This is a genomic window from Neobacillus sp. PS2-9, from assembly GCF_030915525.1.
Classification (GTDB): Bacteria; Bacillota; Bacilli; order Bacillales; family Cytobacillaceae; genus Neobacillus.
The window spans coordinates 2,054,401-2,079,536 of record NZ_CP133269.1; the positions used below are offsets into that span (position 1 = coordinate 2,054,401).

At 36.9% G+C, this 25,136-nt stretch carries 27 protein-coding genes and 1 pseudogene; 16 read left to right on the forward strand and 12 right to left on the reverse strand.

The annotated features are described in order from the left end of the window. Window positions 1-85 precede the first annotated feature (85 nt). From modB to RCG25_RS10330, 3 genes are all read right to left on the reverse strand, one after another. A complete protein-coding gene (modB, locus tag RCG25_RS10320; RefSeq protein ID WP_308083579.1) occupies window positions 86-751 on the reverse strand; it encodes a molybdate ABC transporter permease subunit in 666 nt (221 codons plus the stop codon). Further along, window positions 751-1,545: a molybdate ABC transporter substrate-binding protein gene (gene modA, locus RCG25_RS10325; protein WP_308083580.1), complete on the reverse strand. Its 795-nt coding sequence runs from the start codon at window positions 1,543-1,545 to the stop codon at window positions 751-753. Before modA ends, modB begins: the two co-directional genes overlap by 1 nt. Before the next feature lie 136 nt (window positions 1,546-1,681). Next, a complete protein-coding gene (locus tag RCG25_RS10330) occupies window positions 1,682-1,945 on the reverse strand; it encodes a hypothetical protein (RefSeq protein WP_308083581.1) in 264 nt (87 codons plus the stop codon). Window positions 1,946-2,105: 160 nt separating this feature from the next. On the opposite strand from RCG25_RS10330, the gene RCG25_RS10335 reads away from it, so the two are divergent. Together RCG25_RS10335 and RCG25_RS10340 are read left to right on the forward strand one after the other, a co-directional pair. Beyond that, window positions 2,106-2,594 carry an Hsp20/alpha crystallin family protein gene (locus RCG25_RS10335; RefSeq protein ID WP_308083582.1) on the forward strand — a complete coding sequence of 163 codons (489 nt, stop codon included), beginning with the start codon at window positions 2,106-2,108 and terminating at the stop codon, window positions 2,592-2,594. Window positions 2,595-2,720: 126 nt separating this feature from the next. Then, window positions 2,721-3,137, forward strand: a complete 417-nt coding sequence (locus RCG25_RS10340; RefSeq protein ID WP_308083583.1) for a hypothetical protein — start codon at window positions 2,721-2,723, stop codon at window positions 3,135-3,137. A 29-nt stretch (window positions 3,138-3,166) separates the two neighbouring features. On the opposite strand, the gene RCG25_RS10345 is transcribed toward RCG25_RS10340, so the two are convergent. Next, window positions 3,167-3,409: a YkuS family protein gene (locus RCG25_RS10345; protein WP_308083584.1), complete on the reverse strand. Its 243-nt coding sequence runs from the start codon at window positions 3,407-3,409 to the stop codon at window positions 3,167-3,169. 100 nt (window positions 3,410-3,509) lie between these two features. Between RCG25_RS10345 and RCG25_RS10350 the strand changes: the two genes are divergently transcribed. Next, a complete protein-coding gene (locus tag RCG25_RS10350) occupies window positions 3,510-3,650 on the forward strand; it encodes a YuzL family protein (protein WP_308084151.1) in 141 nt (46 codons plus the stop codon). A 54-nt stretch (window positions 3,651-3,704) separates the two neighbouring features. On the opposite strand, the gene RCG25_RS10355 is transcribed toward RCG25_RS10350, so the two are convergent. After that, entirely contained in the window at window positions 3,705-5,324 is a 1,620-nt protein-coding gene (locus RCG25_RS10355) for an ABC-F family ATP-binding cassette domain-containing protein (protein WP_308083585.1), read from the reverse strand. Window positions 5,325-5,502: 178 nt separating this feature from the next. Between RCG25_RS10355 and RCG25_RS10360 the strand changes: the two genes are divergently transcribed. Then, complete coding sequence (locus tag RCG25_RS10360; protein ID WP_308083586.1) at window positions 5,503-5,637, forward strand: hypothetical protein; 135 nt, start codon at window positions 5,503-5,505, stop codon at window positions 5,635-5,637. A 277-nt stretch (window positions 5,638-5,914) separates the two neighbouring features. Here the strand turns inward: RCG25_RS10360 and RCG25_RS10365 are convergent, their stop codons facing one another. Continuing rightward, complete coding sequence (locus tag RCG25_RS10365) at window positions 5,915-6,517, reverse strand: SCO family protein (protein WP_308083587.1); 603 nt, start codon at window positions 6,515-6,517, stop codon at window positions 5,915-5,917. 179 nt (window positions 6,518-6,696) lie between these two features. Between RCG25_RS10365 and RCG25_RS10370 the strand changes: the two genes are divergently transcribed. The 3 genes from RCG25_RS10370 (at window position 6,697) to RCG25_RS10380 (ending at window position 10,056) form a co-directional block, all read left to right on the forward strand. Beyond that, window positions 6,697-7,092, forward strand: a complete 396-nt coding sequence (locus RCG25_RS10370) for a CidA/LrgA family protein (RefSeq protein ID WP_308083588.1) — start codon at window positions 6,697-6,699, stop codon at window positions 7,090-7,092. Beyond that, window positions 7,076-7,753, forward strand: coding sequence for an LrgB family protein (locus RCG25_RS10375; protein WP_308083589.1), 678 nt, complete (start codon window positions 7,076-7,078; stop codon window positions 7,751-7,753). The genes RCG25_RS10370 and RCG25_RS10375 overlap by 17 nt, the downstream gene beginning before the upstream one ends. Before the next feature lie 377 nt (window positions 7,754-8,130). After that, the gene (locus RCG25_RS10380; RefSeq protein ID WP_308083590.1) at window positions 8,131-10,056 is read left to right on the forward strand and encodes an endonuclease MutS2; all 1,926 of its coding nucleotides are present in this window, start codon (window positions 8,131-8,133) and stop codon (window positions 10,054-10,056) included. A gap of 42 nt (window positions 10,057-10,098) precedes the next feature. Here RCG25_RS10380 and RCG25_RS10385 read toward each other — a convergent pair whose 3' ends face one another. Continuing rightward, window positions 10,099-10,269, reverse strand: a complete 171-nt coding sequence (locus RCG25_RS10385; RefSeq protein ID WP_308083591.1) for a XapX domain-containing protein — start codon at window positions 10,267-10,269, stop codon at window positions 10,099-10,101. A gap of 72 nt (window positions 10,270-10,341) precedes the next feature. Continuing rightward, window positions 10,342-10,761 (reverse strand): hemerythrin domain-containing protein, encoded by a 420-nt coding sequence (locus RCG25_RS10390; RefSeq protein WP_308083592.1) that lies wholly within the window; start codon window positions 10,759-10,761, stop codon window positions 10,342-10,344. Window positions 10,762-10,921: 160 nt separating this feature from the next. On the opposite strand from RCG25_RS10390, the gene RCG25_RS10395 reads away from it, so the two are divergent. The 4 genes from RCG25_RS10395 to narI are packed head-to-tail and all read left to right on the forward strand — an operon-like array spanning window position 10,922 to window position 17,404. Beyond that, window positions 10,922-14,611: a nitrate reductase subunit alpha gene (locus RCG25_RS10395; protein WP_308083593.1), complete on the forward strand. Its 3,690-nt coding sequence runs from the start codon at window positions 10,922-10,924 to the stop codon at window positions 14,609-14,611. Further along, entirely contained in the window at window positions 14,601-16,127 is a 1,527-nt protein-coding gene (gene narH, locus RCG25_RS10400) for a nitrate reductase subunit beta (protein ID WP_308083594.1), read from the forward strand. The genes RCG25_RS10395 and narH overlap by 11 nt, the downstream gene beginning before the upstream one ends. Then, window positions 16,120-16,659: a nitrate reductase molybdenum cofactor assembly chaperone gene (gene narJ, locus RCG25_RS10405; RefSeq protein ID WP_308083595.1), complete on the forward strand. Its 540-nt coding sequence runs from the start codon at window positions 16,120-16,122 to the stop codon at window positions 16,657-16,659. Before narH ends, narJ begins: the two co-directional genes overlap by 8 nt. A gap of 13 nt (window positions 16,660-16,672) precedes the next feature. Next, on the forward strand, window positions 16,673-17,404 hold the full coding sequence (gene narI / locus RCG25_RS10410; protein WP_308083596.1) for a respiratory nitrate reductase subunit gamma: 732 nt from the start codon (window positions 16,673-16,675) through the stop codon (window positions 17,402-17,404). A 188-nt stretch (window positions 17,405-17,592) separates the two neighbouring features. On the opposite strand, the gene RCG25_RS10415 is transcribed toward narI, so the two are convergent. Beyond that, the gene (locus tag RCG25_RS10415) at window positions 17,593-17,730 is read right to left on the reverse strand and encodes a hypothetical protein (protein WP_308083597.1); all 138 of its coding nucleotides are present in this window, start codon (window positions 17,728-17,730) and stop codon (window positions 17,593-17,595) included. A gap of 86 nt (window positions 17,731-17,816) precedes the next feature. On the opposite strand from RCG25_RS10415, the gene RCG25_RS10420 reads away from it, so the two are divergent. After that, on the forward strand, window positions 17,817-18,002 hold the full coding sequence (locus tag RCG25_RS10420; protein ID WP_335535101.1) for a cold-inducible protein YdjO-related protein: 186 nt from the start codon (window positions 17,817-17,819) through the stop codon (window positions 18,000-18,002). Window positions 18,003-18,047: 45 nt separating this feature from the next. Here RCG25_RS10420 and RCG25_RS10425 read toward each other — a convergent pair whose 3' ends face one another. The 3 genes from RCG25_RS10425 to yhfH all read right to left on the reverse strand — a co-directional run bounded on the left by RCG25_RS10425 (window position 18,048) and on the right by yhfH (window position 18,732). Continuing rightward, window positions 18,048-18,299 (reverse strand): transcriptional regulator SplA domain-containing protein, encoded by a 252-nt coding sequence (locus tag RCG25_RS10425; protein WP_308083598.1) that lies wholly within the window; start codon window positions 18,297-18,299, stop codon window positions 18,048-18,050. 16 nt (window positions 18,300-18,315) lie between these two features. Further along, window positions 18,316-18,483: a hypothetical protein gene (locus RCG25_RS10430; protein WP_308083599.1), complete on the reverse strand. Its 168-nt coding sequence runs from the start codon at window positions 18,481-18,483 to the stop codon at window positions 18,316-18,318. 114 nt (window positions 18,484-18,597) lie between these two features. Beyond that, a complete protein-coding gene (gene yhfH / locus RCG25_RS10435) occupies window positions 18,598-18,732 on the reverse strand; it encodes a protein YhfH (RefSeq protein ID WP_307287180.1) in 135 nt (44 codons plus the stop codon). Between the two features lie 290 nt (window positions 18,733-19,022). Between yhfH and RCG25_RS10440 the strand changes: the two genes are divergently transcribed. The 4 genes and pseudogenes from RCG25_RS10440 to RCG25_RS10455 all read left to right on the forward strand — a co-directional run bounded on the left by RCG25_RS10440 (window position 19,023) and on the right by RCG25_RS10455 (window position 24,450). Beyond that, the gene (locus RCG25_RS10440; RefSeq protein ID WP_308083600.1) at window positions 19,023-21,176 is read left to right on the forward strand and encodes a PAS domain S-box protein; all 2,154 of its coding nucleotides are present in this window, start codon (window positions 19,023-19,025) and stop codon (window positions 21,174-21,176) included. A gap of 143 nt (window positions 21,177-21,319) precedes the next feature. Beyond that, window positions 21,320-21,478 (forward strand): annotated as a pseudogene (locus RCG25_RS26070) (hypothetical protein); the annotation flags it as partial. A 6-nt stretch (window positions 21,479-21,484) separates the two neighbouring features. After that, the gene (gene fdhF, locus RCG25_RS26075) at window positions 21,485-23,377 is read left to right on the forward strand and encodes a formate dehydrogenase subunit alpha (protein WP_374121070.1); all 1,893 of its coding nucleotides are present in this window, start codon (window positions 21,485-21,487) and stop codon (window positions 23,375-23,377) included. Window positions 23,378-23,622: 245 nt separating this feature from the next. Further along, window positions 23,623-24,450: a 3D domain-containing protein gene (locus RCG25_RS10455; RefSeq protein ID WP_308083601.1), complete on the forward strand. Its 828-nt coding sequence runs from the start codon at window positions 23,623-23,625 to the stop codon at window positions 24,448-24,450. Window positions 24,451-25,136 lie beyond the last annotated feature (686 nt).

Sequence of the window (25,136 nt, forward strand, 5' to 3'; positions counted from 1 at the left end):
GCTTGTGCCTGGAGCGGAAATCAACAGACAAGTTTAACAGAGCCAAAATATAAAAAAGCCATGGAGGGTACAGAACCTTCCATGGCTATTTTTGTGAAATTGTTGTCAGTAACAAGAAAGAAAAGGAGATAAAAACCATGGTTGCAACTAAAAACCAAGCTAAATTCATATTACCAGATTCCATTGCAATATATATTGCAGTAGGTGCTGTTTGAGTTTTTCCAGGGATATTTCCGGCAAACATAAAGGTAGCACCGAACTCCCCTAGTGCTCGTGCAAAACTCAGAATTAATCCTGCAAATATTGATTTAATAGATAATGGTAGAGTGATATATAAAAACACTTTTATTTCGCCAGCACCGTCTACCCTTGCTGCTTCTTCAATTCCTCTATCTACTGCTTGAAAACCGATTTTGACTGTTTGATACATTAATGGAAAGGCAACAACGGTTGATGCAATTACTGCTGCCGTTGGGGTGAAAATAATGGGATGAGCAAATACTTCTTCTAAAATTATTCCAAATGGACTGTTTATTCCAAATAGGTATATTAGTAAGAACCCAATAACAGTAGGTGGCAAGACAATCGGAAGAAGAAGGAAAGTTTCGAGTAGAATTTTGCCCTTGAATTGCTTTCTTGCAAATAATCTGCCAAGTAAAATGCCGAGGAAAAATACTATAGTTACTGAAATGGCTGCTACTTTTATAGATAACACTATGGGTGTCCAAAATTCATCATGAAACAAAGTCATCAATCCAATACTGTAAAACCATATTTTTTGAAAATTTCTTTAGCCGTGCTGCTTTGTAAATATTCATAGAAGTGGATGGCGGCATCTTTCTTTTTAGATGCATGTATTACCCCTGCAGAGTAAATGATTGGTTCATGGAAGCCTTCCTCCGAAATGGCTATTACTTTTACCTTTTTTGATATACGTACATCCGTCATATAAACTATACCCGCATCAACGCTGCGCGTTTCAACATAGGTCAATACTTGTCTAACATCTTTTGTCTGGATTAATTTTGGCTGCAATGCTTCCCAAACTTGATATTTTTTTAAAGCTTGCTTAGCATACATGCCTGCGGGTACAGATTCTGGAGTGCCGATAGCTACTTTATGTATTTCATTATTATCAAGATCTTCAAACTTTTTTATCGGTACTTTATTGTTTTTATTAGTTATTAAGACTAACTGATTACTAAGTAAATCCACATGTTCTTTTGAGTCTATTAAATCCTTCCTCGTTAATGCATCAAACTGATCCTTAGAAGCAGAGATAAAAACATCAACAGGAGCTCCCTGAATAATTTGTTGTTGTAAGGCTCCAGAACCACCTAAATTGAAAAGTGGGATAATTTGTTTGTTTTCTTTTTGAAATTCAGTTTTTATTTCCATCAATGCATCTTTTAGGCTTGCTGCAGCAGAAATCGTAATTTCTACCTGATTTATTTTACTCTTCTTCTCAGTAGTATCAGTGGAAGAACATGCTGAAACGAGAAAAATAAAGAAAAACATCAACCAGGGGATTATTTTTTTGTACATTCAATACGTCCTCTCAATAACAATCACATATTCCACATTATTATAGCTAAATATAGTGGAATGTTAAAGATGAGAATATAAAAAACTGCCTAAGCAGTTTTCGTTATGACTATTTTTTTCTGCAAGCGGTCAGAATTCATGGGCAATCAGTTTCATAATGAAGTGGACGGGCATTAAAGGAGGATGGGGAGTCGATTTGATCTTTGTCATCGACAAAACTTCTAGTTCCGACAAAATCACTTTTATCTCCAAAATTTTGTCCGTAGCCTTGATTTTTCTTATCGGAATTATGCCATTCGGCCAAAAGGTTTTGACCAATATTTACGGCAGAGGCATTTTCGAAGGAATTAATTTTAATCATAAATATATTAATATTTATATACGGAACTGGTGCCGGCATTTATATCTCCTCCTTTTCCTTGTTTATTAATATATGTCTTTCGTGTCCGTTTATGAAGGAAGAGTAATAACTGGATTAAATTATAAATATCGTTAGTAAGATAATAGTAATGAATGAATATCCTCTATTGTGTAAAACACGAAGTAGGAGGTGGGATTAGATGGACATGGATAAATTAAAGCAATGGATGGAAGTAGCCAAAAATATGAATGGAGGAGATTTTTGGAACAATATATTTGATCAGGACTTTGCTAAGCAATTTATGAATGAGCAGCCTTATACTGCGCCAAATTCGAGTACGGCAAAACAATCTGGAAGGGAAGAAAAAAATACACCCCCATTCCCCGCTATCGATATATTGGAAGGTGAAAGTGAAGTCCTGGTGGTGATTGAGGTTCCTGGAATGAAAAAAGAAAATCTTGAACTTGGCCTGAACGGAAATTCCTTAACGATTAAAGGAAAGGCCATATTAAACCATTCTGATTTGAAGCTTACCTATTCAGAAAGGTTTTATGGAGATTTTCAAAGACAAATTAGGTTGCCTGATACGGTTAGTCCTAATCAATTGAGTGCTAAATTTTGGAATGGATTATTATTTGTTAGTTATCACCGAATCATTGAAAAAGGAGAAAGCATTCCAATTGATTAGATAGTGCTGAATGGTGATTTCTGAGATATATCTCAATTTTAGATCGTCCTTTTAATAGTGGACATGTTAGACTAAATTTCCCATATATATGATAGTAAGGTAAAAAATAAGGGAGCGTTTGTGAGCATGTCATTAAAAGATTTATTCCTAATCTTTAATAAAAGTGATTATGAAAAAGATTTAAAGAAAAAGTTGACTTCCTTAGAATTAAACATAGAGGAATTAAAGAAGTCGCTACAAACCCTCCAACAACAATCTCCCCATGAAGAGATAGGCAAAACAAAAGATCCGCCAATTATCATTGAGAAGATAAATATTGAAAAGATTATTTTAGATAAATACGAACTAAATAATAATTTTGGTCAACTGGGAATTAAAGAACTTAAAGGGAAATTAAATATTGGAGCAACTTATGGAAGTGAATACCAACCTAATTTTGAAGATGAAGGGGAAGGGGAGCAACAACAAAAGAATAATTTCAAAAGAAGTACCCCTTCCCAAAAAGGTCCTAAAATAAATTTTCAATCAAATAAAAAAGACTAAAGCTAATCCTTTAGTCTTTTGAAAATGTGTTATTGAAGTCTGCTTTCCACCTGTTGACATACTTCATCAGCGGACATCCCGTTTGCATCAATAACTGCACCTTTTGTAACTGTATCTTGCATTCCCATCACGTTTGAATCGAGACCAGTTACAACACAGCAATCGCAGTTTTGTGCATCTGATTCTTGCTTAAGTTCAACTACATCGTAGCCTTTTTCGCGTAGTGCTTGTTGAATATTTGTAAGAGATTGTTCTACTCCAACTTTTGCCATACAAAACACCTCCTCCTGTAGATTATCATGCCTAAGTTTACCGTAAATATTCGGTATAAGTAGCAATAATCTTCCAAAAGCTATTAGGGGAGGTGTAATGATGGGTAAACGGAGTAAAAAGAAAGCTGATCCTTCGACAATTGGACTTAATTCACCCCAAGTAGAGGGACAAGGTACAACAACTACCGAAACGGGATCAAGAGCTGAGCCTTCTTCACGAAGAAAACAAAAACAAATGTAAGGTTAAAAAGAAAGAGGCTGTCCTAACTTTGCAACTAGGTCAGCCTCTTATAGTTTATTTATACATTTCTGCTACTTGCTTTTGAACCTCATCATTTTCTAAGTATTCATCGTAGGACATTTGTTTATCTACTAATCCTTTAGGTGTTAATTCAAAGATCCGATTTGCAACTGTCTGAATGAATTGATGATCGTGTGATGAAAAGATCAATGAGCCCTTAAAATTAATTAAACCATTATTGAGTGCCGTAATAGATTCTAAGTCCAAGTGGTTCGTTGGCTCGTCTAGAAGTAGAACGTTGGCACCATTTAACATCATTTTAGAGAGCATACAACGAACTTTTTCTCCTCCGGAAAGAACGCTAGCTTTCTTTAATACTTCTTCTCCGGAAAATAACATTCTTCCTAAGAATCCGCGTAAGAAGCTTTCACTTTCGTCTTTTGGAGAGAATTGGCGTAACCAGTCTACTAAATTAAGCTCGGAGTTTTCAAAGTACTCGGAGTTATCTTTAGGGAAATATGCTTGTGAAGTGGTAATTCCCCATTTAAAGGTACCGCTGTCAGGTTCCATTTCACCCATTAAAATTTTAAAAAGTATGGTTTTCGCAATTTCGTTTGTTCCTACAAGAGCAATTTTATCGTTCTTATTCATAAAGAAACTAATATTATCAAGCACTTTTACGCCATCAATCGTTTTTGTTAATCCCTCAACTCTTAGTAAATCGTTCCCGATTTCACGGTCCGGTGTAAATCCAACAAATGGATAACGGCGAGAGGAAGGCCTAATGTCATCGAGTGTTATTTTATCCAGTAGCTTCTTACGAGAAGTAGCCTGTTTGGATTTCGATGCATTTGCACTAAACCGGGCAATAAAGGCTTGCAGTTCCTTTATTTTTTCTTCTTTCTTCTTGTTTGCGTCCGAGGTTAATCTTGATGCTAATTGGCTTGATTCATACCAAAAATCGTAGTTACCCACATAAATTTGGATTTTCCCATAGTCCAAGTCAGCAATATGGGTACAAACTTTATTCAGGAAGTGACGGTCATGGGATACAACAATAACTGTATTTTCAAAGTTAATTAAGAATTCCTCTAGCCATTGAATCGCTTTAATATCCAAGTGGTTAGTAGGCTCGTCCAGAAGCAAAACATCTGGTCTGCCAAACAATGCTTGTGCAAGTAGAACCTTTACTTTTTCAGAACCAGTTAATTCAGCCATCGTCTTATAGTGAAGGTCTTCACCAATTCCAAGGCCCTTTAAGAGGATTGCTGCTTCAGGTTCAGCTTCCCATCCGTTTAATTCAGCAAATTCACCCTCAAGTTCAGCGGCTTTCATGCCATCCTCATCAGTGAAGTTTTCTTTCATATAGATCGCGTCTTTTTCCTGCATAACTTCGTAAAGTCTTGAATGACCCATGATTACCGCTTTTAAGACTTCAAATTCTTCATATTCAAAATGGTTTTGTTTTAACACAGTCATTCGTTCATTTGGTCCAAGTTGAACAGTTCCCGTTTGTGATTCAATTTCTCCAGAAAGAATCTTTAAAAACGTGGACTTACCTGCACCGTTTGCACCGATTAGACCATAGCAATTACCAGGTGTGAACTTAATGTTCACATCATCAAATAATTTCCGGTCACCATATCTTAATCCTACATTACTTACTGTAATCATATTTAATATCCTCCAAAACAAAATATCTTCTAATTATATCACTAAAGCAGTCGAAGAGCGAATTCTTTCATTAGGCTTGGTAGTAAGAAAATTTTTCTAAAATTTTTTTTCATTTTCACACTTTATTCATAATTTTGTTGTAGAATTGGATTAAGAAGTTTTAAAGAAGGTGAGAAGTATGGCGAAAAAACAGCTTACTGAACTCGTAAATAAATTAAAAAAAGCTGGAATAAAAGCGAGCTTAACTAAACCTAAGTCCAATTATCTTTTAACTTTGCAGCAAATTAAAAAATATCCTTCTTCTGTGAATTAGTGAATTAAATAGGAAAAATTGGTAATAAAAAGCGATTAATCCTAAGGACTAACCGCTTTTTTTATTTATAGATTTGTTAAACTTGTCTGTTGATTTCCGCTCCAAACGCTTCGCTTTCCGTGGGTGTTTCGGCGAGCCTCCTCGGCGCTTGCGCCTGCGGGGTCTCCCCTGAACCATACTCCCACAGGAGTCTTCGCGTCCTCCGCTCCAATCAACAGGGTTTAAAAATCAACAATCTTCTTTTACATAGCCTTATTTATAAGTAAACCATTTTTGACTAATCTAGCTTATCCATAATTGTTTCATATACTTCTTTTTTATTAAAGTCATTTCCCATAGGAAACTTTGCTATAAAGTTATTGTCTTGATTGACTAGGTACGTAAAGGTGGAATGTACGAATTGTCCATTTCCGGGGTCTTTGTATTGAAATTTCAAGGCATCCGTTACCTTTTGAATTTGCTCTTGGTCTTTTTTAATATGTTGTTTGTCTCCTGTTAAAAATGTCCATTTCTCATCGTTGTTTATTCCAAACCCTTGCATATACCCTTGCAATATCTCAGGAGTATCACGATAGGGGTCAATGGTAATGGTAATGAATTCAATTTTCTTGCCGTATACGCCACTCTTCTCTAAATCTTTCTTCAAATCGACCATCTTTTGTGTGGTGGTAGGACATATATCTGGGCAATGGGTGTAGATAAATTCAATTAATTTCAATTTAGTATGATCCCTACCAAAATTATATGTAGTACCATTTTGATTAATCAAACTTACTTCTGCGGGTATTTCCGCATTTGCGTCTCTAATGAGAAAGAAGGAGATTCCCCCTGCAATTCCCAAAAATATTGCTAGACCGCAAATGAGATAGATTTTTTTCATAACGATCCCTCCTAACAATAAGATAATGAAGTTCTCAAAAAAAAGATATGGATATTTTGTGAACAAAAGTTTATGCCTTCAAAAGAATAATCAATTATACTTTAATAGTAATAGAGAGTATGAATTGGTTCGGCAAAAAGTATAATTGGATTTTAAATCTTGGAGGATAGGTGTTTGTTATGGTAAAACAAACGTTTAAATTTACTTTACAGATGGTGATACTGATTGTCATATACGAGCTGGGGAATCTTATAGTAAGATTTTTTAAGATGCCTATTCCGGGGAATGTTATTGGGATTGTTCTTCTTTTCCTTTTTCTTTTGATGGGTATTATTAAGGTGGACCACATAGAAACAGCAGCTGGCTGGCTATTAAAACACCTTGGGTTCTTTTTTATCCCCATTTCAGTTGGATTAATGACCTTAGGGAATACCTTAGTTAATAAGGCGTTACCACTTATGTTTATACTGATTGTCAGTGCATTTATAGGGCTTTTGTCGGCGGGTAAAGCGACGCAAGCAGTAATAATAAAAAATGAAAAGGATAAAGTGAGCCATCATGATCACGCTATATAATATTATCCTAACTGTTTCTGTCTATTATTTAGCAAGGGTCATTTCAAAAAAATATTCTACTCCGTTAACTAGTCCTGTTTTTTTAAGTACAGTCATTATAATTGGATTATTGGTTGCATCTAATCTGTCCTATGAAGAGTATATTCCTGCAAAAAACTTCTTAACTTTTTTCCTGGGCCCAGCAACAGTTGCACTTGCTTTACCCATTTATAAAAATCGTCATCTGTTCACTAAATATTTTACTGCAGCTTGTGTGGGTCTATTTATTGGTACAGTTACAACGATTACCTCTGCTATTATACTAGCTCATTGGTTTGATTTATCGGAGATGTTTATTCGAGGGTTAACCGTTAAATCTGTTACCGTTCCAGTTGCTACCGAAATTGGAAAAATCATAAAAGGCAATGGTTCACTAATTGCAGCTTTTGTTATTATAACAGGAATGATTGGAGCTATGTTTGGTGCAAAACTCTTAGATTGGTTTAAAATAAACCATCCGTTTGCTCGAGGATTGTCAATTGGAACCATTGCCCATGGAATAGGAACAGCAGAGGCGGTGAAAGAAGGGGAGATACAGGGAGCTGTGTCAGGTGCTGCAATGGGAATCGCAGCGGTATTAACCTCTCTAATCATTCCGTATATTATTAATTTCATCAGTTGAATATCTGAATTGACAAATAATTGAATATTATTGTATAATTTATAAGAATTTAAATTTTTTCTAAAGGGAGTATGTTTTATGTTAGGTGTCGTTCTTAACTAATCCAATCAATTGGATACACTCATTCTATAATAGCCAGTATAACCTTTTATTTGAGAGTCAATAAAGGTTTATTTAGGTGTAGTTATGGAGTGAAGTTAAGAACAATGGGCAAACATACGCATACATTCTTCAACCAATGTAGCCTGTGTACACTCGTGTAGACAGTTTTTATTTTGGTTAAATTTGGGTATGGAAAATTGAACGTATTTATCGTTTCATTTAGCCGCAATGACATTGTTCATTGCGGCTATTTTTATTATTAGGAGGTTATACAATTGAATCAACATACTTTTCAAGTATTACAATTTGAAGAAATTAAAGAAGCCATATCAACCTTTGCGTTAACAAAAGAGGGAAAAACAAAAATTAGGTACCTGACACCATCGACCAATCAAAAGCAAATTGAAGCATGGCTAGACGAAGTTTCAGAAGCGGTTGAAATTATAAAAAAGAGTGCTAGTGTTCCTGTCCATGGGTTAGAGGGGATGGAACAGTTACTAAATAACATGAACAAGGGAGTTGCATTACGAGCAGATCAGCTAGTGAAGCTTTACGATTTTTTAGATTGCTGTGGGAAAATGAGAAGATATATGAAGGATAAGGAGTTTTACGCTCCAAGAGTGTCTGCTTATGTAGATGCGATCGATGAATTACCTGAACTCGCAAGTGAGATTATTCGCTGCATCCGCAATGGAAGGGTGGATGATTACGCAAGTAAAGAATTATTAAAGATTAGAAAACAAATTGCCATTCAAGAAGAGCGTTTGAAAGAAAAGACACTGCAGCTAATCCGATCAAATAAATATAAATCTTTTCTACAGGAAAATGTGGTTAGTCAGAGGAATGGAAGATATGTCATTCCCATCAAAAAAGAATATCGAAATAAATTGAAGGGTACTGTGCTGGATACATCCGCATCAGGTTCCACTCTTTTTATTGAGCCCGAGGAGATTGCCGTTTATCAGGATCAATTAACGTGGTTAGTAGCGGATGAAGAGGTAGAGGTACAAAAAGTTCTTAGTTATTTAACCGGGTTGGTGGAAGAAAAGGAGCAACAAATTCTAAGTGCCATTGAGACCATGGTGCATTATGATTTTTTGTTTGCTAAAGCTAAGTATTGTCGCTCTATAAATGGAACAAAAGTAGGGGTCAATCAATCAGATGAAATTGAATTAATTCAAGCGAAACATCCTCTTTTAGGTGAAAAGGCTGTCCCGTTGTCGTTTAAAATGGGTAAGGGGCAACATGCATTAGTTATTACTGGACCAAACACAGGAGGAAAAACAGTAACAATAAAAACAGTAGGCCTTTTGACGATTATGGTCCAATGTGGTCTTCATATACCAGCGGCTAAAGAGAGCAATCTTTGCCTCTTTGAACGGATTTTAGTTGATATAGGTGATGGGCAAAGCATTGCTGAAAATTTAAGTACGTTTAGTTCAAGAATTGTAAATATTATTGATATTTTAAAGGAAACAAACAATCGGACATTGGTCTTATTAGATGAACTGGGTTCTGGGACAGATCCAGGAGAAGGTATGGGGCTTGCTACAGCCATATTAGAAACCTTATACGAAAAAGGGGCAGTGCTTCTGGCAACCACTCATTATAGTGAAATAAAGGATTTTGCTGACACGCATGAAGGATTTTTAAATGGATCGATGGAATTTGATTTAGCAACGTTAAGCCCAACTTACCGGTTAATTATCGGGCGAGGGGGCGAGAGTCAGGCGTTTGCCATTGCATTAAAACTTGGCATCCATCCAAAAATAATCGAGAGAGCACATTTCGTTACCTACAAGGAAGCAAAAGAATATACAACGGAAATTACAGATACGTGGAAATTGAAAGAGATAGAAAAACAGGTAATTATTAATAAACATCGTAATGAAAAAAACGCTTCAAAAACAGAGACGAAAGTACAACACTACCAACAAGGTGATAATGTAAAGGTTTCCCCTTCTAATGAATTCGGCATAATTTATAAGGGTCCAGATCAATTTGGAAATTATATAGTCCAAGTGAAAGGGGAAAAAATGTCAATCAACCATAAAAGAATTGGTTTGTATATTCCTGCAAGTGAGCTTTATCCGGAAGATTATGATTTTGATATTATTTTTCAATCAAAGGAAAATAGAAAGAAAAGTAAAATAATCAGTAAAGGTCATGAAGAAAATCTAACAATTGACTATACAGAATAAAAAAACGTCAGCTAGGAGTAAATTTCTAGCTGACGTTTTTCTTCATTTTATATAATTTTGCATAATCCAATCTACAAAAACTCCTCCAAAATAGACTCCAAATACACCTACAACAGCGGAGAAGACCGGAGGAGCTGGTAAGGGCAGTTTTAAAAATCGAAACAAAATTCCAACAGCCATCCCTGCAATTAAGCTTAAGACTAACTCTTTCATTTGGTTCCCTCATCACCTAATTTAGTTGAACTTACAAAGCTTTTTTTCTAAGTATGAGTTATTTTTTATATCTTATTCGGTAATGAACAGATTGTTTTCTTCCTCATGATTATGTAGCTCGAAAACTACAAGTAAAGCATCGAAATAGGAGAGAATATCTTCTGTTACTCCCTTATTCTCAATCTTCGCTTTAATTGAGTGTACGATGATTTCTAAAATTTGATGGTCCCTCTTCAATTTTATAATCATCTCATTAAGCTCAGGATTTTCCTTCAATTTTTCAATAAAAAATCCTTCCTCTTCTGATTGCGCGTGGGCAAGTGTTCTCGTCTCCCAATGTTCAATTAGAGCATCACAAATTTCCTTTGTTTCTTTCGCTTTATTTTCTAATAAAAGTTTTTTTAGCACTTTTGTTAAATCGCGGGCTTCTGTATATATGCCATCATGAATCGAATGATGAGAATGTTTTTTTCTTAAAGACGGTCCAGACATATGTGTTCTCCTTCGTAAATACTATATCCCATTCTTGTCCAAAACTTATATTTTTAAAACTAGAAAGGTCAAGATTACCTTTCTAGGAGTCTTATTTTTTGTATACATTTACATTTTTGGGAAACGGTAATAGGTAAAAATGTCGTAGGAAGGTGAGTCTATGGGCCGAAAACGAGCACCACTTATGAAAAAAATAAAATTTTTTGGAAAATCAAGGGATGTAGCTACTCATGCAGTGATGTCTCCAATGGATAGAGATTCAGAAAAGATCTATCGCAGAAGATGGCAGCACGATAAAACGGTTCGAACGACGCATGGGGTTAACTGTACAGGATCATGCAGCTGGAAAGTTCATGTGAAAGATGGAATTATCGCATGGGAAACACAGCAGACAGATTATCCATCTACAGGACCGAATATGCCCGAATATGAACCACGTGGTTGCCCAAGAGGGGCAAGCTTTTCTTGGTATATTTATAGCCCTCTCCGGGTTCGTTACCCATATATTCGTGGTCATTTATTGGATATGTGGCGTGAAGAGTTGCAAAAATCTAACGATCCTGTTGCTGCATGGAGGGAGATTACTACAAACCCAGAGAAATCAAAACGATATAAACAGTCAAGGGGAAAAGGGGGACTTGTCCGTGCATCATGGGATGAGGTGAATGAACTAATCTGTGCTTCTCTTATTCATTCAATTCAAGAATTTGGTCCAGACCGTATTTTTGGATTTTCACCCATCCCAGCGATGTCGATGGTTAGCTACGCAGGAGGCGGCCGATTTTTATCACTACTAGGTGGTTCCTTATTAAGTTTTTATGATTGGTACGCAGACCTCCCGCCAGCCTCTCCGCAAGTATGGGGAGAACAAACAGATGTACCTGAGAGCTCAGATTGGTTTAATTCATCTTATCTATTAGTATGGGGTTCTAATATTCCACAAACAAGGACACCAGATGCTCATTTTATGGTTGAAGCACGGTACCGTGGGACAAAGGTTGTTGCTGTTAGCCCTGATTATGCTGAGTTTGTAAAATTCGCTGATAATTGGCTAAATGTTCAGGCTGGTATGGACGGAGCTCTCGGAATGGCAATGACGCATGTAATTTTAAAAGAGTTTTATGTAGATCAAGAAACTGAGTATTTTTATGACTATGCGAAAAAATTCACGGATCTCCCATTCTTGGTGAAGTTAAAACCACATGGAGAAAACTTTGTTTCCAGTACGTTTTTAAGGGCTAGTGAGCTAGACACTAAGCTTTCAAACGGGGAGTGGAAAACTGCTGTTTGGAACAAAGAAACCAATCAGCCTGCATTTCCTAATGGAACGATTGGACATCGATGGGAGGAAAAAGGTCAATGGAACCTCCACCTACAAGACACTGAACAAAACATTTCTGATTTAAACCCATTATTAACTATGTTAGGGAATGAAGATACAGTTGTTAACGTTGAATTTCCTCACTTTGAAGTGGAAAAGAGAGAGACTTTCAAACGTGAGGTACCAGTAAAGGAAATTCAAATAAATGGAGAAAAAACCTATATAACTACTGTGTTTGATTTAATGCTTTCTAAATTTGGGGTAGCAAGAAAGGGTCTCCAAGGTGATTTTCCAAAGGATTATGATGATCCAAAACCATACACCCCAGCATGGCAAGAGGCCCTAACTGGAGTGGACCGAAAGCTAGCAGCACAGATTGCGAGAGAGTTTGCACAGAATGCCGATGAATCAAAAGGCCGTTCCATGGTTATTATGGGTTCTGGTATAAACCAATGGTATCACGCTGATGCGACATACCGTACCGTCCTAAATTTAGTTCTATTAACAGGTTCACAAGGAGTGAACGGAGGCGGCTGGGCTCATTATGTAGGACAGGAAAAAGTACGTCCTTTAGAAGGCTGGCAGACACTTGCAATGGCAAGAGACTGGGGTGGACCTCCTAGGCTTCATGCTGCTACGCCGTTCTTTTATTTTGTAACAGAACAGTGGAAATACGATGATCAATCCATTGAAGACCAAATATCACCTTTGATTAGTGAACCAAGATATAAGCATACAGGTGATTACTATTATTTAGGAACAAGATTAGGGTGGACACCAGCCTATCCACAGTTTGATAAGAATCCACTCAAATTTGTAGAGGAATCGAAAGGGACCGACAAAGAGCAAATAATTCAATCCATTGTAGATGATGTGAAAGATGGAAAAACAAAATTTGCGATTCAAAATCCTGAGGACCCTAAATCATTTCCAAAAGTTATGTTTGTGTGGAGAGGAAACTTGATTGGCAGCTCTTCCAAAGGACACGAATATTTTCTGAAATATATGCTTGGAACCCATCATGGAAATTTAAGTGAGCAAAATACAGAATTAAAAACGGAAGATATAAATTGGGACGAACAGTCAACAGAGGGAAAACTCGATTTAATGGTAAATATCGATTTTCGCATGGCAGGAACAGGTCTATACTCGGATATCATTCTTCCGGCAGCTACCTGGTACGAAAAATATGATATAAGCAGTACGGATATGCACCCGTTCATTCATCCGTTTAACCCGGCAATTGCGCCACCATGGGAATCGAAATCGGATTGGGACACATTTAGGGGATTAGCCAAGAAGTTTTCTTCCATGGCCGAACAATATTTTAGCGGGCCCGTACAAGACGTTGTGGCAACACCCATGCTTCATGATTCTAGGGATGAAATTTCCGAGGCATGTACATTTGGGAAAATTCCAGATTGGCAAAACGGTTCATTTGAGCCAGTACCTGGACAGAACTTTCCGCGTTTGCATATTGTTGAACGTGACTATACAAAGGTCTATGAAAAATTTATATCCCTTGGACCTGTTATTAAGGAACAGATTGGAGCTAAGGGTATTGGCTGGAATGCAAAAGAAGAATATGAAAAATTAAAAACGATACTTGGAACAGCCAATAAAACCTCCTACAAGGATTGTCCAAGTCTATACACTGCTCGGGATGCTGCTGAGGCAATTCTATCTCTTTCAAGTTCTACAAACGGTTCTCTAGCTATGAAGGCATGGGATGCGCTGGAGAAAAAGTCAGGCCAAAAATTAAAAGATTTAGCAGAAGAAAGAGCAGAAGAGCATATGTCATTTAGTGAAATAACAGCACAGCCACGGCAGGTCATTTCTACACCTGTTTTTAGTGGTACGGAAACGGGAGGGAGACGGTATTCACCATTTACAACAAATGTGGAACGTTTAATTCCATGGCGTACATTAACCGGTCGCCAACACTTTTATTTAGACCACGAAACCATGTTTGAATTTGGAGAAGAGTTTCCTGTATTTAAGGCACCATTAAAAAAGGTGGCATTCCGATCAAAGGATCGAAAGCCAATTAATATGGGCAAGGAAATAAATTTACGTTATTTGACGCCACATTTTAAATGGTCATTCCATAGTACCTATTTCGATACTCTCCCAATGTTAACGCTATTTAGAGGCGGACCGACCGTATGGATGAATCTTCAAGATGCGGATGAAGTTGGTATTGCAGATAATGATTGGCTGCAAATGTATAACCGAAATGGAGTTGTCGTTGCAAGGGCAGTTGTTTCTCATCGTTTACCAAGGGGAGTTGCTTTCATGTATCACGTGCAAGAGCGGCATATTAACGTCCCTAGTTCAACCATTACGAACGAACGTGGTGGAACATTTAACAGCCCCACGCGTTTACAAATGAAGCCAACGCACGTAATTGGCGGATACGCCCAGCTAAGTTATGGGTTTAACTATTATGGACCATGCGGAAGCCAGCGTGATGAGAGAGTTATTATTAGTAAACTAGATAGGGATGAGGTGGACTGGCTTGAGAATTAAAGCCCAATTTGGAATGGTGATGAACCTAGATAAATGCATCGGGTGTCATACGTGCAGCATCACCTGTAACAATACGTGGACAAACCGTCCCGGAGCAGAATATATGTGGTGGAATAATGTTGAAACAAAACCAGGGATTGGTTATCCAAAGGAATGGGAAAACCAAGAAAAATATAAAGGGGGCTGGGTGTTAAAGAATGGGAAGCTTGAACTAAAGTCAGGTGGTCGAGTTTCGAAGCTCTTAAATATTTTTCACAATCCTGACTTAGCCCAATTAGATGATTACTATGAACCATGGACCTATGATTATGAGAACCTAATTAATAGCCCCGAAAAAGAACACCAGCCGGTGGCTCGACCAAAGTCTCAGGTGACAGGGGAGTATATGGATATTAAGTGGGGGCCAAATTGGGAGGATGATTTGGCCGGTGTATATCAGACTGGGAAAAATGACCCTAACATAAAAGGGATTGAAGAAAGAGTAAAATTTGAGTATGAGCAAACCTTCATGATGTATCTGCCAAGAATCTGTGAGCATTGTGTCAATCCAACTTGTGTAGCTTCCTGTCCATCTGGTGCCATTTACAAAAGGGAAGAGGACGGAATTGTGTTGGTAGATCAAGATGCATGCCGAAGCTGGCGGTATTGTACAACAGGTTGTCCATATAAAAAGGTCTATTTTAATTGGAAAACCCATAAAGCAGAAAAATGTACCTTTTGTTTTCCGAGAATTGAGGCTGGACTTCCTACGGTGTGTTCAGAAACATGTGTTGGAAGACTTCGGTATCTAGGGATTGTTTTTTATGATTTAGATAAGGTTGAAGAAGCAGCGTCTGTTACCAATGAAAAAGATTTATATGAAGCCCATTTAGGAATCTTTCTAGATCCACATGATCCAGAGGTAATTAAGGAAGCGCGAAAAGCGGGTTATCAGGAGGATTGGATTGAAGCTGCACAAAGGTCACCTGTCTATAAATTAGCAGTTGAACAACGGATCGCTTTGCCCCTTCATCCAGAATATAGGACATTGCCTATGGTGTGGTATATTCCACCGCTCAGTCCAGTGATGAGCGCATTTGATGGAGGCTTAGATGGGGTCAATCCTCATGTTATTTACCCTCAAATTGACCAGCTTAGAATTCCCATCGAATATTTAGCCAATATGTTAAGTGCTGGGGATACCGAAGTTATTCGGAAGGTGCTTAAGAAGATGGTCGCGATGAGAAGTTATATGAGGTCACTTAATTTAGGGAAGAAACCAGAGAAAAGTATACTTGATGCTGTTGGAATGACAGAAGAAACAATGCATGAAATGTATCAACTTGCAGCAATTGCGAAGTACGATGATCGCTATGTTATTCCATCTTCACATCGGGAGGATGCTGCAAACCAATATTTAGGACAAGGAACTGGAGGGTTCGATTTTATGGAGGCGTGCTCTGGCTGCTCGGTTACACCAGGGGTACCGGGAGATTATAAAGTAGGGGACGATTATTGGGGGGAGTTAAATGGATGAGTATCAACGTATTTTTGGTCTAGCATCTATTTTACTTCAGCATCCTGAAAAAGATTGGTTTGAAACAAATGAGTTGAAAGATTTGAAAGATGAAATTGCCTTAATTGAAAATCAGCTAGTGAAGATCTTATTTAAGCAATTTCAATCATATTTGGAATCAACTACCTATTTAGAGCTATGTACTGGATATGCGAAAACATTTGATTTCAGTGATAAAACAACCCTTTATTTAACCTATCCACTTTTTGGTGAGAATCCAGATCGAGGTAAAGCCCTTTTGAAATTAAAGAGTGAGTTTTATGAAGCGGGTCTCCCGATAAAAAGTGAGGAGCTCCCAGATTATTTACCTTTAATACTTGAATTTTGCTCTTTAGTACCCACAAAACCTGCACAAAAAATGCTATTGATTCATCGCAGGTCCATTGACAATTTATTAAAAGAATTATCATTAATCGAAAGTCCATACCAAATGATTTTGCAAGCATGCGTACAAACAATTGAAGACATGCAAAGAAAACAAAAGGCTTCGTAAAGGGGACTGTATAATGACATTTTTTCAAAATTTCTTTTGGGTGTCTTTCCCTTATATCATGTTGACGATGTTCGTGGTGGGGCATATATATCGATATAACGTTGATCAGTTTGGATGGTCAGCAAAGTCAAGTGAGTTTCTTGAAAAAAAACAGTTGAAATGGGGAAGTATTCTATTTCACTATGGGATTGTCTTCGTTTTCTTTGGACATGTGGCTGGCTTACTCGTTCCAAAGGTATTTTACGATGTTATTGGAGTTACAGATCATATGTACCATTTTGGGGCAGTATGGATTGGTGGACTTGCTGGAATTTCTACTATTATAGGAGTTGTATTACTTATGATTCGCAGATTTACCGTAAAGCGGATCTATATTCATAGCACCTTTCGGGATATTATTGTTCTCGTTTTATTAACACTTATTATTTTTTCAGGCTTTGTTAACACAGTCTGGTATACAGGTAGAGGGGTAGCATTTGAATACAGGGAAACAATTAGTCCATGGTTCCGTGGTATTCTTTCTTTACGTCCGACACCAAGCTTAATGGTAGGTATTCCGCTAGGTTTTCAAATTCATGTGGTATCAGCCCTGTTACTTTTTGGTATTTGGCCTTTTACCAGATTAGTTCATGTATGGAGTCTCCCGCTAGAGTATTTAAGCCGAAAATTTATTGTATATCGTTCCATTATCGGAAGACGTCTAATCGCGATGTCAACAAACCGTTCTAAAAATAAAATGGAATAAGAAAAGCGAAAGCGCCTTGGTCAGCCCCTCGGGTCAATAACCTTCTGCAAGAAAAGTCGCTCTTTGACTTTTATTGCAGAAGGTTATTGACCCGAGGGGCTAGGCGCTGGAGCTGGACAATTCTCGAAGTCGATTTTTATACTTTCTGATTAGTTAAGAAAGTGGAACCTAAATTGGTTCCACTTTCATTATTTATTCTGAAGATAGTTTAAAGCGAGCAATTTTTTCACTTCATTATAACTTAAGCCTGATTGGCTATTTAATCTTTTTACCTCTTCAATATTAGTGCCAACTTTTGTGTAACGACTATGTTTAGTACCATCCATGGTTTAGACCTTCCTTTGAAAAGGGATATTTATGAAATGAAAAGTCACATTTTTGTCCATACTAACTATTAAAGGAGGCGGTTCCAATTTTTTACGGTAAACGAGCTAAAGAAGAAGAGATTGAAATAATACTGGTGGATACCGAAATCTATTCTTGTATGGATGACTCATGTATTGGCTGGATGAGAAAAGAATTTGTTGCAGATGATTTATTATGTCCGATGTGTGGCAATGAAATGATACAGGAAATGAGAGAGCTTCCCAAAATCTAATAAAACTTGATGGAAAAAAGACTGTCACAGCAATGGGACAGTCTTTTATTCATCGTAGGAACTAAAGAAATGATCATCATAAGCTTGTTGTGCTGCTTCAGAGGTTGAAAATAATGCGTCATCATCCTCAATGACATGGAACGTCTCATTTAAAAATAAAGCCAATGCATTAGGGTCTTTTGGATGCTGAACAATTTCAGCAGCCTTTACATTTGCTACCGAGGGAACATGTGGATTTCGATATATGACATAGACTTCATCGCCTGGTTTTGCGTTATTGATATCGATATAACTCATTTATAATAACCGTCCTTTAAAGATTTTCATTTTGCTGCCGAATTTCATCACCAGTTAGATTAATGTTGGCTTCCTCTAAGAATGTGTGCTCATCCACCGATTCTCCAGCTACATATTTTTTCTTTGAAAGTGTAGACCCGTTATTAATATTTGAAGCTGTTAAAGAATCTTCAATTTTGGTCAATGACATCATCTCCTTACATAAAGCATGTGCTATGTTATAACAGATTATCCTTGCCTAATTATTTTCGAAACGGAAACAAATAAAAAACTCTCCAATTATTGGAGAGTTTTACAACTACTCTTCTTTTTTCGCTAAACAGTGGTCACATTCCATAAAATAACTTTCAGCTTGTTCCTCCATATGCTGACCACACTCTGAACATTCCTTCTTAGGTAAATTACGGAAAAACTCAACCGGACTCATTAACATGTAAAACTCCTCCTTTATTAGTACAGTTTATTAATAACCGCCTTGTTATAGTACAGTATAAACAAAAAATAAGAAATTGTGTAGACTTTTTTTTAAAAAAACAGAAAATTTTATTAAAATAAGTCTTTTGTCACAAGTTCTTTTTTACGAAGTTATTGTCTTGTACAAGAAATTAAGGGTTAAAAATAGATGAAAAGGGTCTTGATTATTAATTAATACTTTCATATCTTGATTGTTTACATTACAATCATAGTAGAAATTAAATGTAGAATTTGGGGGGATGCTGGTTAATGAATGCGATGATTGGAACTTTTCATCCTTATTTTATTATTATTGCCATCGGATTAACCATAATGGCATCATATACAGCTTTAGATATGTTTACCTTAATTAGGTCGACTGACCAAAATAAAAGACTTCTTTTTCTTGGCGGAACATTTTCCATGGGAATTGGCATATGGATCATGAATTTTATTGGACATATTGCTGCTGATACAAATAGATTCGCTAGTTACCATATTCCACTTACTATTCTTTCTATTTTTATCGGAATTGCATTTACAGGAATGGCGTTCCTTTCGTTTTTTGGAAAATCAATTGGATACTACCATCTAATTGTTGGTAGCACATTTTTGACGTTTGCGGTGCTTTCAGTCCAAGTCATTAGTTTATATGCTATGAATGTAAGCATAAAATATAATTTTCCACTTTACTTATTTACGGTTTTGTTAATATTTGGATTATTTTTATTTTCCTTTTGGATCCTTTACTCCACAAAAAGCTTTAATAAAAGTAATCAGGTTTGGTTAAAACCATTAAGTGCAATCATTATGACTGCTTCTATTGCTCAAGGGCATTTTCTTCTAAAAAGGGCCACAATTACCACTAGTGAAGTAGTTAGAGGATCAAGTACGGACAGTCCTTTTTTTATTTATTTAGTATTATTTGTTGCGGTTCTAATCATTGGAGGACTCATCATTTCAAGTGCACTAATAAGTAAACAATTAGCTACAACAGATACTAATTTAAAGGATATTAAGGCTGCACTTGACGCTGCAGCCATTGTTGCTATAACTGATCCCCACGGAACTATTATTTATATTAATGATAAATTCGAAGAAATTTCTAAATACAAAAAGGAAGAGATTCTTGGAAAAAATCACCGGATATTAAATTCAGGATATCATTCAAAGGAATTCTTCAAAAATTTATGGAAAACCATCCAATCAGGCCAAATTTGGCGGGGGGAAATTCGTAATAAAGCAAAGGATGGTTCTTTTTATTGGGTTGATACAACTATTGTTCCGTTCCTGAATTCAAAAGGGAAACCAGTTCAATATATAGCAATTAGATCGGATATCACTAATAGAAAAAAAGCAGAAGAGCATCTAAAAGAAACGATTAAAGAAATTAATGATATAAAATTTGCTTTGGATCAATCCTCTATTGTAGCCTTTACTGATGCAAAAGGAATCATTACAAGTGTCAATGACAAGTTCTGCGAAATATCTAAATACAGCCGTGAAGAAATTTTGGGGAGAGACCATAATATCCTAAATTCTGGATACCATTCTAAAGACTTCTTCAAAAATCTGTGGAGAACTATTGGTGAAGGAAGAGTATGGAAGGGTGAAATCAGGAATAAGGCGAAAGATGGGACCTATTATTGGGTAGACACAACTATTGTTCCGTTTTTAAATGAGCATGGCAAGCCCTATCAGTATCTTGCAATTCGAAACGATATTACTGAGCGAAAGAAAACGGAAGAGGTTTTACATCGACAGGATAAGCTTGCTGCAGTTGGTCAACTGGCTGCTGGAGTTGCACATGAAATTCGAAACCCTCTTACATCCATGAAAGGATATGCTGAATTCTTACAGTTGGATGAGAAAGATCCTGAACGGATGGAATTTCTGAATATTATTCTTGATGAAATTGAAAGGGTCAATACCATTGTTGAAGATTTCATGGTATTAGCAAAACCAAAGGCAGTAGAATTAGAAGAAAAGAATGTTGTTCCTGTCATAAAAAATGTGGTTTCTCTACTTGAATTCGAAGCTAGAAAGAAAAATGTTCACTTGTCCTTTGACTGTAATCAAGAGATTATTCAAATTGAATGTGATGAAAACCGCTTAAAACAAGTATTCTTAAACTTTATTAAAAATGGAATTGAAGCCATGCCGAATGGTGGAGACCTGTATGTTAAGACCGTCATTCATGAAAATAATGTGCAAATATCCATTCAAGATTCAGGGGTTGGAATTCCTAAAGAGAAATTAAAGAAGCTAGGGGAGCCATTTTTCACTACGAAAAAGAATGGCAACGGCTTAGGCTTAATGGTGAGTTTCAAGATTATTGAAAGCCATAATGGTAAGGTATTTGTTGAAAGTGAACCTAATAAAGGAACAACCTTTAATATTTTATTACCAGCAAAAACTGCTTAAAACGAGAGTACCCCTCTCGTTTTTTTATTTCCCTTGATTCCGTCGAAAAAATGCCATAATTTTCGTAAAAAAGAAAGCTACAAATGTAATAAATAGATTAAGATAGTTATATAGGTAATAATGATTGTAAGGGAGGAAAGAACGTGGGGGAACCAAACTTTGTTAAAACAATATGCGGCTATTGTGGTACAGGTTGTGGCTTAGTTCTGGAAGTTCAGGACAATAAAATAATGAAAATAAGAGGTGATAAGGAAGCACCTGTAAATAAGGGGCAAACATGTGTAAAAGGTGCGTTTGCCTATGAATATGTGCATGCCAAGAATAGGTTAACGTCGCCACTCATCCGTAAAGCAGGTAAGCTGGTGGAAACAACATGGGAAGAAGCCTATCAATATATTTCGAAGAATCTAAATAAAATTAAAAATACTTGGGGCTCAAATGCTATTAGCATGTTTGCCTGTGCGAGAAGTACAAATGAATCCAATTTCATTACACAAAAGTTTATGAGGACAGTTATTAATAGTAACAATATTGATGGTTGTAACCGAACGTGACATGCTCCTAGCGTTGCCGGTCTGGCAACTGTTTTTGGAAGCGGTTTCCCTACGAATACACTAGAAGACTTTGAAAGGGCAGAAGTTTTACTTTTAATGGGTTCAAACACAACAGAAGCACATCCTATTATTGCCAATCGAATCAAGAAAGCAGCAAAGTCCGGATTAAAGATAATTGTAATAGATCCAAGGAAAATAGATATGGTAAAAGTGGCACATCGCCATTTACAAATCAATGTAGGTTCTGACATTGCTCTTATTAATGCCTTCATACGAGTTATTTTAGAAGAAAGCCTATTTGATCCAACGTTTATTGAGCAGTTTACTGTTGACTTTGAAAAATTAAGGAAACAGGTTGATCTGTACACTCCTGAATATGCTGCTGCAATTACCGGCGTAAAAGCTGAGGATATTATAGCAACTGCTAGAGAATATGCTACTTCGAATGGTTCCATGATTGCATATACATTGGGCATTACTGAACACCATTGTGGGGTAAATAATGTATTTGATATTGCGAACTTAGCCTTACTAACAGGTAATATTGGTAAACAGGGTGCAGGTATTATGCCGCTTAGGGGGCAAAATAATGTCCAAGGTGCAGGTGACATGGGATGTTTACCGAACCAATTGACTGGAGCGTTGAGCCTGGCAAAGGATGAGTTCAGAGCACGTTTTGAAAAGGAATGGAATGTGGTCCTTAATCCACAAGCCGGTGACACACAAACACGAACATTTGACCGTTTAGAGATGGGTGAATTAAAAGCACTCTATGTCATTGGAGAAAATCCAATCCTAGCCGACGTTCATATGAACCATACAAAAGAAATATTTAAAAAACTTGATTTATTAATTGTGCAAGATATTTTCTTAACAGAAACAGCTAAATTAGCTGACGTTGTTTTACCAGCCCGATCCTGGGGAGAAGTAGATGGAACTTATACAAATACAGATAGAAGAATTCAACGCGTTCGAAAAGCTGTTGAGGCAGACCCTAATACGAAAGAAGACTGGGAAATCCTTTGTGAACTGTCTACCCTGATGGGCTATTCAATGCATTATGAAAATAGTGAGGAAATTTGGAATGAAGTAAGAAGGTTAGCTTGGGAAATGTACGGTGGAATTTCTTATGAGAGACTGGAAAATGAGTATAGTCTTCATTATCCTTGCCCTGATGAAGTCCATCCAGGCACATTTGTTATGCATGAGAGGTTCCATCAACAAGACACTGTGGTGAAAAAAGCGCCATTCGTGCCTGTTGACTATACAAAGCCTTTAGAGCTGCCAGATAATGATTATCCTTTTACGCTAACGACTGGACGGCGCTATGAGTCATATAATACCCACACTCAAACACGCTACTATGCTACTGGAGTAAAAGTCAAGCAAACAGAAGAGACAGTCGATATACATCCAGAAGATGCAACTAAACTAGGAATTTCGGATGGGGAGATCGTTCAGGTTCGATCTCGAAGAGGTGAACTTAAGGTTAAGGCGAAGGTAACCGATCAAGTGGTTCCTGGCCTTGTTTTTATGAGTTTCCACTGGAGTGAAACACCTACGAATGTCTTAACATTAAATGAGTATGATCCAATATCCGGGACAGCGGAATATAAAGCATGTGCTGTTGCAATATCGAGAATTTAAAAGAGAATATTTTTGTAAAATAGTGCAGGGTTAAACCTGCACTATTATTTTTTATCTATTATGTACAAAGATTCCCACTGTAGGAAATGATTTCATTAAACTTCTATGATACAGCTGTTCGGAAATGTTATTGTAATATAACTGCCATTCTTGTAAACGAATTAACATGCCCTTGTTCTTTGTATCAAAAAATTTCATGTTAAGATGATTAAAGTTAGCTGCGAAAGAACATGGGAGGTAAAAAAATGATAAATAAAATTAGAACTTTCATTGCAGTTGTTGCACTCTCAGGAACTGTAGGTGCTAATGTACAAGCGGCAGAGTTAACTGTACAAGATGGAGATACCTTGTGGGATCTTTCTCGAGCACATAATACATCTGTAGAAAACATTCAAAAGTGGAATCACCTTTCCACTGACCTTATTCATCCTGGAGATGTATTAAAGATTGCAACTGAAAAGCAATACACAGTGGTGAAGGATGATACACTTTGGGATATTGCAAAGGAATATCAAGTATCGGTTGCAATGATTAAAGAATGGAATAAATTAAATACTGATCTGATTCATCCAGGGTTACAATTAGTGATCTATGATGAAATAAATAACTTTTCTTCTGGGAAGATGGTTGAACCAGCAAAAGCTCCAGTAGTCTCAAAAGCCCCGGAGGTTTCTACTAAGGAATCAATTACTCCAAAGAGCGAGGAGACAAAAGTGGAGACCGCTTCAACAAGTGTTGCTAGTAAACCTGTAGTTCCAGTAACAACTAAAGCCGAGGAAACTTCAAAGGAAATTACCGTTAAGGCTACTGCATATACTGCATCGTGTGAAGGGTGCAGCGGAACTACTGCAACAGGACTCGATTTAAATGCTAACCCTGGTGCCAAGGTAATTGCAGTTGACCCATCTGTCATTCCACTAGGAAGTAAAGTTCTGGTTGAGGGATATGGTGAAGCAATCGCATCAGATACAGGTGGAGCAATCAAAGGGAACCGAATTGACGTTTTTATCCCTTCAGAAGAAAAAGCACTTGAATGGGGTAGGAAGGAAATAAAAGTTAAAATATTAGATTAAAACAAAAAACTGCCGAATTTGGCAGTTTTTTTATTGATAAGCAAGTATAAACATTTTCACCTCCACGTTCCTTGATACTGTGGTATATTATGCCTCAACCCAATAGAAAGAAGTCCGACCGGTAAATAGAAGAAAGTTCTAATGTCCAAGGTAAGGGAAAAAGCTCACGAATGGTAAATAGAAGAAGGTTCTAATGCCCGAGGTAAAGGAAAAAGCTCACGAATGGTAAATAGAAGAAGGTTCTAATGCCCGAGGTAAGGGAAAAAGCTTACGATCGGTAAATAGAAGAAGTTTCTTGACCTAATGGATGATGGGGAACAATGGCTCCACCAATATTTTTATGCGAAAAATGTGGTGGGCAAATGTATCTAGGATATTATGAGGGATTCCATGGCATAAAATACAGATTGTCGGATATTCTCTAACAAAAAAAGTACCGGGCGGTTTTGCTAACGGGTTCGGATACTTGTCAAATTTTATAAAAATGCATTTAAAAATGTGCTCCTATTTGTTATACATTTTGTCCTGCTAAATGCAGGGCTTTTTGTTATGTAAAAACATTACAAAGTGCTGTTAAACCTAATGTTTAGAGCATTTTAAGGTCAAGGCTCGGTTACAACTGGATGTGGATTTCTTCTGAAAAATAAACGGAAAAATTCCGTTTATCTTGGGAAATACCCATATTT

Excerpts from the sequence above, each read along its gene's own strand:
- modB (WP_308083579.1), bottom strand. The coding sequence starts at position 751 with ATGACTTTGTTTCATGATGAATTTTGGACACCCATAGTGTTATCTATA.
- modA (WP_308083580.1), bottom strand. The coding sequence starts at position 1,545 with ATGTACAAAAAAATAATCCCCTGGTTGATGTTTTTCTTTATTTTTCTC.
- RCG25_RS10330 (WP_308083581.1), bottom strand. The coding sequence starts at position 1,945 with ATGCCGGCACCAGTTCCGTATATAAATATTAATATATTTATGATTAAA.
- RCG25_RS10335 (WP_308083582.1), top strand. The coding sequence starts at position 2,106 with ATGGACATGGATAAATTAAAGCAATGGATGGAAGTAGCCAAAAATATG.
- RCG25_RS10340 (WP_308083583.1), top strand. The coding sequence starts at position 2,721 with ATGTCATTAAAAGATTTATTCCTAATCTTTAATAAAAGTGATTATGAA.
- RCG25_RS10345 (WP_308083584.1), bottom strand. The coding sequence starts at position 3,409 with ATGGCAAAAGTTGGAGTAGAACAATCTCTTACAAATATTCAACAAGCA.
- RCG25_RS10350 (WP_308084151.1), top strand. The coding sequence starts at position 3,510 with ATGGGTAAACGGAGTAAAAAGAAAGCTGATCCTTCGACAATTGGACTT.
- RCG25_RS10355 (WP_308083585.1), bottom strand. The coding sequence starts at position 5,324 with ATGATTACAGTAAGTAATGTAGGATTAAGATATGGTGACCGGAAATTA.
- RCG25_RS10360 (WP_308083586.1), top strand. The coding sequence starts at position 5,503 with ATGGCGAAAAAACAGCTTACTGAACTCGTAAATAAATTAAAAAAAGCT.
- RCG25_RS10365 (WP_308083587.1), bottom strand. The coding sequence starts at position 6,517 with ATGAAAAAAATCTATCTCATTTGCGGTCTAGCAATATTTTTGGGAATT.
- RCG25_RS10370 (WP_308083588.1), top strand. The coding sequence starts at position 6,697 with ATGGTAAAACAAACGTTTAAATTTACTTTACAGATGGTGATACTGATT.
- RCG25_RS10375 (WP_308083589.1), top strand. The coding sequence starts at position 7,076 with ATGATCACGCTATATAATATTATCCTAACTGTTTCTGTCTATTATTTA.
- RCG25_RS10385 (WP_308083591.1), bottom strand. The coding sequence starts at position 10,269 with ATGAAAGAGTTAGTCTTAAGCTTAATTGCAGGGATGGCTGTTGGAATT.
- RCG25_RS10390 (WP_308083592.1), bottom strand. The coding sequence starts at position 10,761 with ATGTCTGGACCGTCTTTAAGAAAAAAACATTCTCATCATTCGATTCAT.
- RCG25_RS10395 (WP_308083593.1), top strand. The coding sequence starts at position 10,922 with ATGGGCCGAAAACGAGCACCACTTATGAAAAAAATAAAATTTTTTGGA.
- narJ (WP_308083595.1), top strand. The coding sequence starts at position 16,120 with ATGGATGAGTATCAACGTATTTTTGGTCTAGCATCTATTTTACTTCAG.
- narI (WP_308083596.1), top strand. The coding sequence starts at position 16,673 with ATGACATTTTTTCAAAATTTCTTTTGGGTGTCTTTCCCTTATATCATG.
- RCG25_RS10415 (WP_308083597.1), bottom strand. The coding sequence starts at position 17,730 with ATGGATGGTACTAAACATAGTCGTTACACAAAAGTTGGCACTAATATT.
- RCG25_RS10425 (WP_308083598.1), bottom strand. The coding sequence starts at position 18,299 with ATGAGTTATATCGATATCAATAACGCAAAACCAGGCGATGAAGTCTAT.
- yhfH (WP_307287180.1), bottom strand. The coding sequence starts at position 18,732 with ATGTTAATGAGTCCGGTTGAGTTTTTCCGTAATTTACCTAAGAAGGAA.
- RCG25_RS10440 (WP_308083600.1), top strand. The coding sequence starts at position 19,023 with ATGAATGCGATGATTGGAACTTTTCATCCTTATTTTATTATTATTGCC.
- RCG25_RS10455 (WP_308083601.1), top strand. The coding sequence starts at position 23,623 with ATGATAAATAAAATTAGAACTTTCATTGCAGTTGTTGCACTCTCAGGA.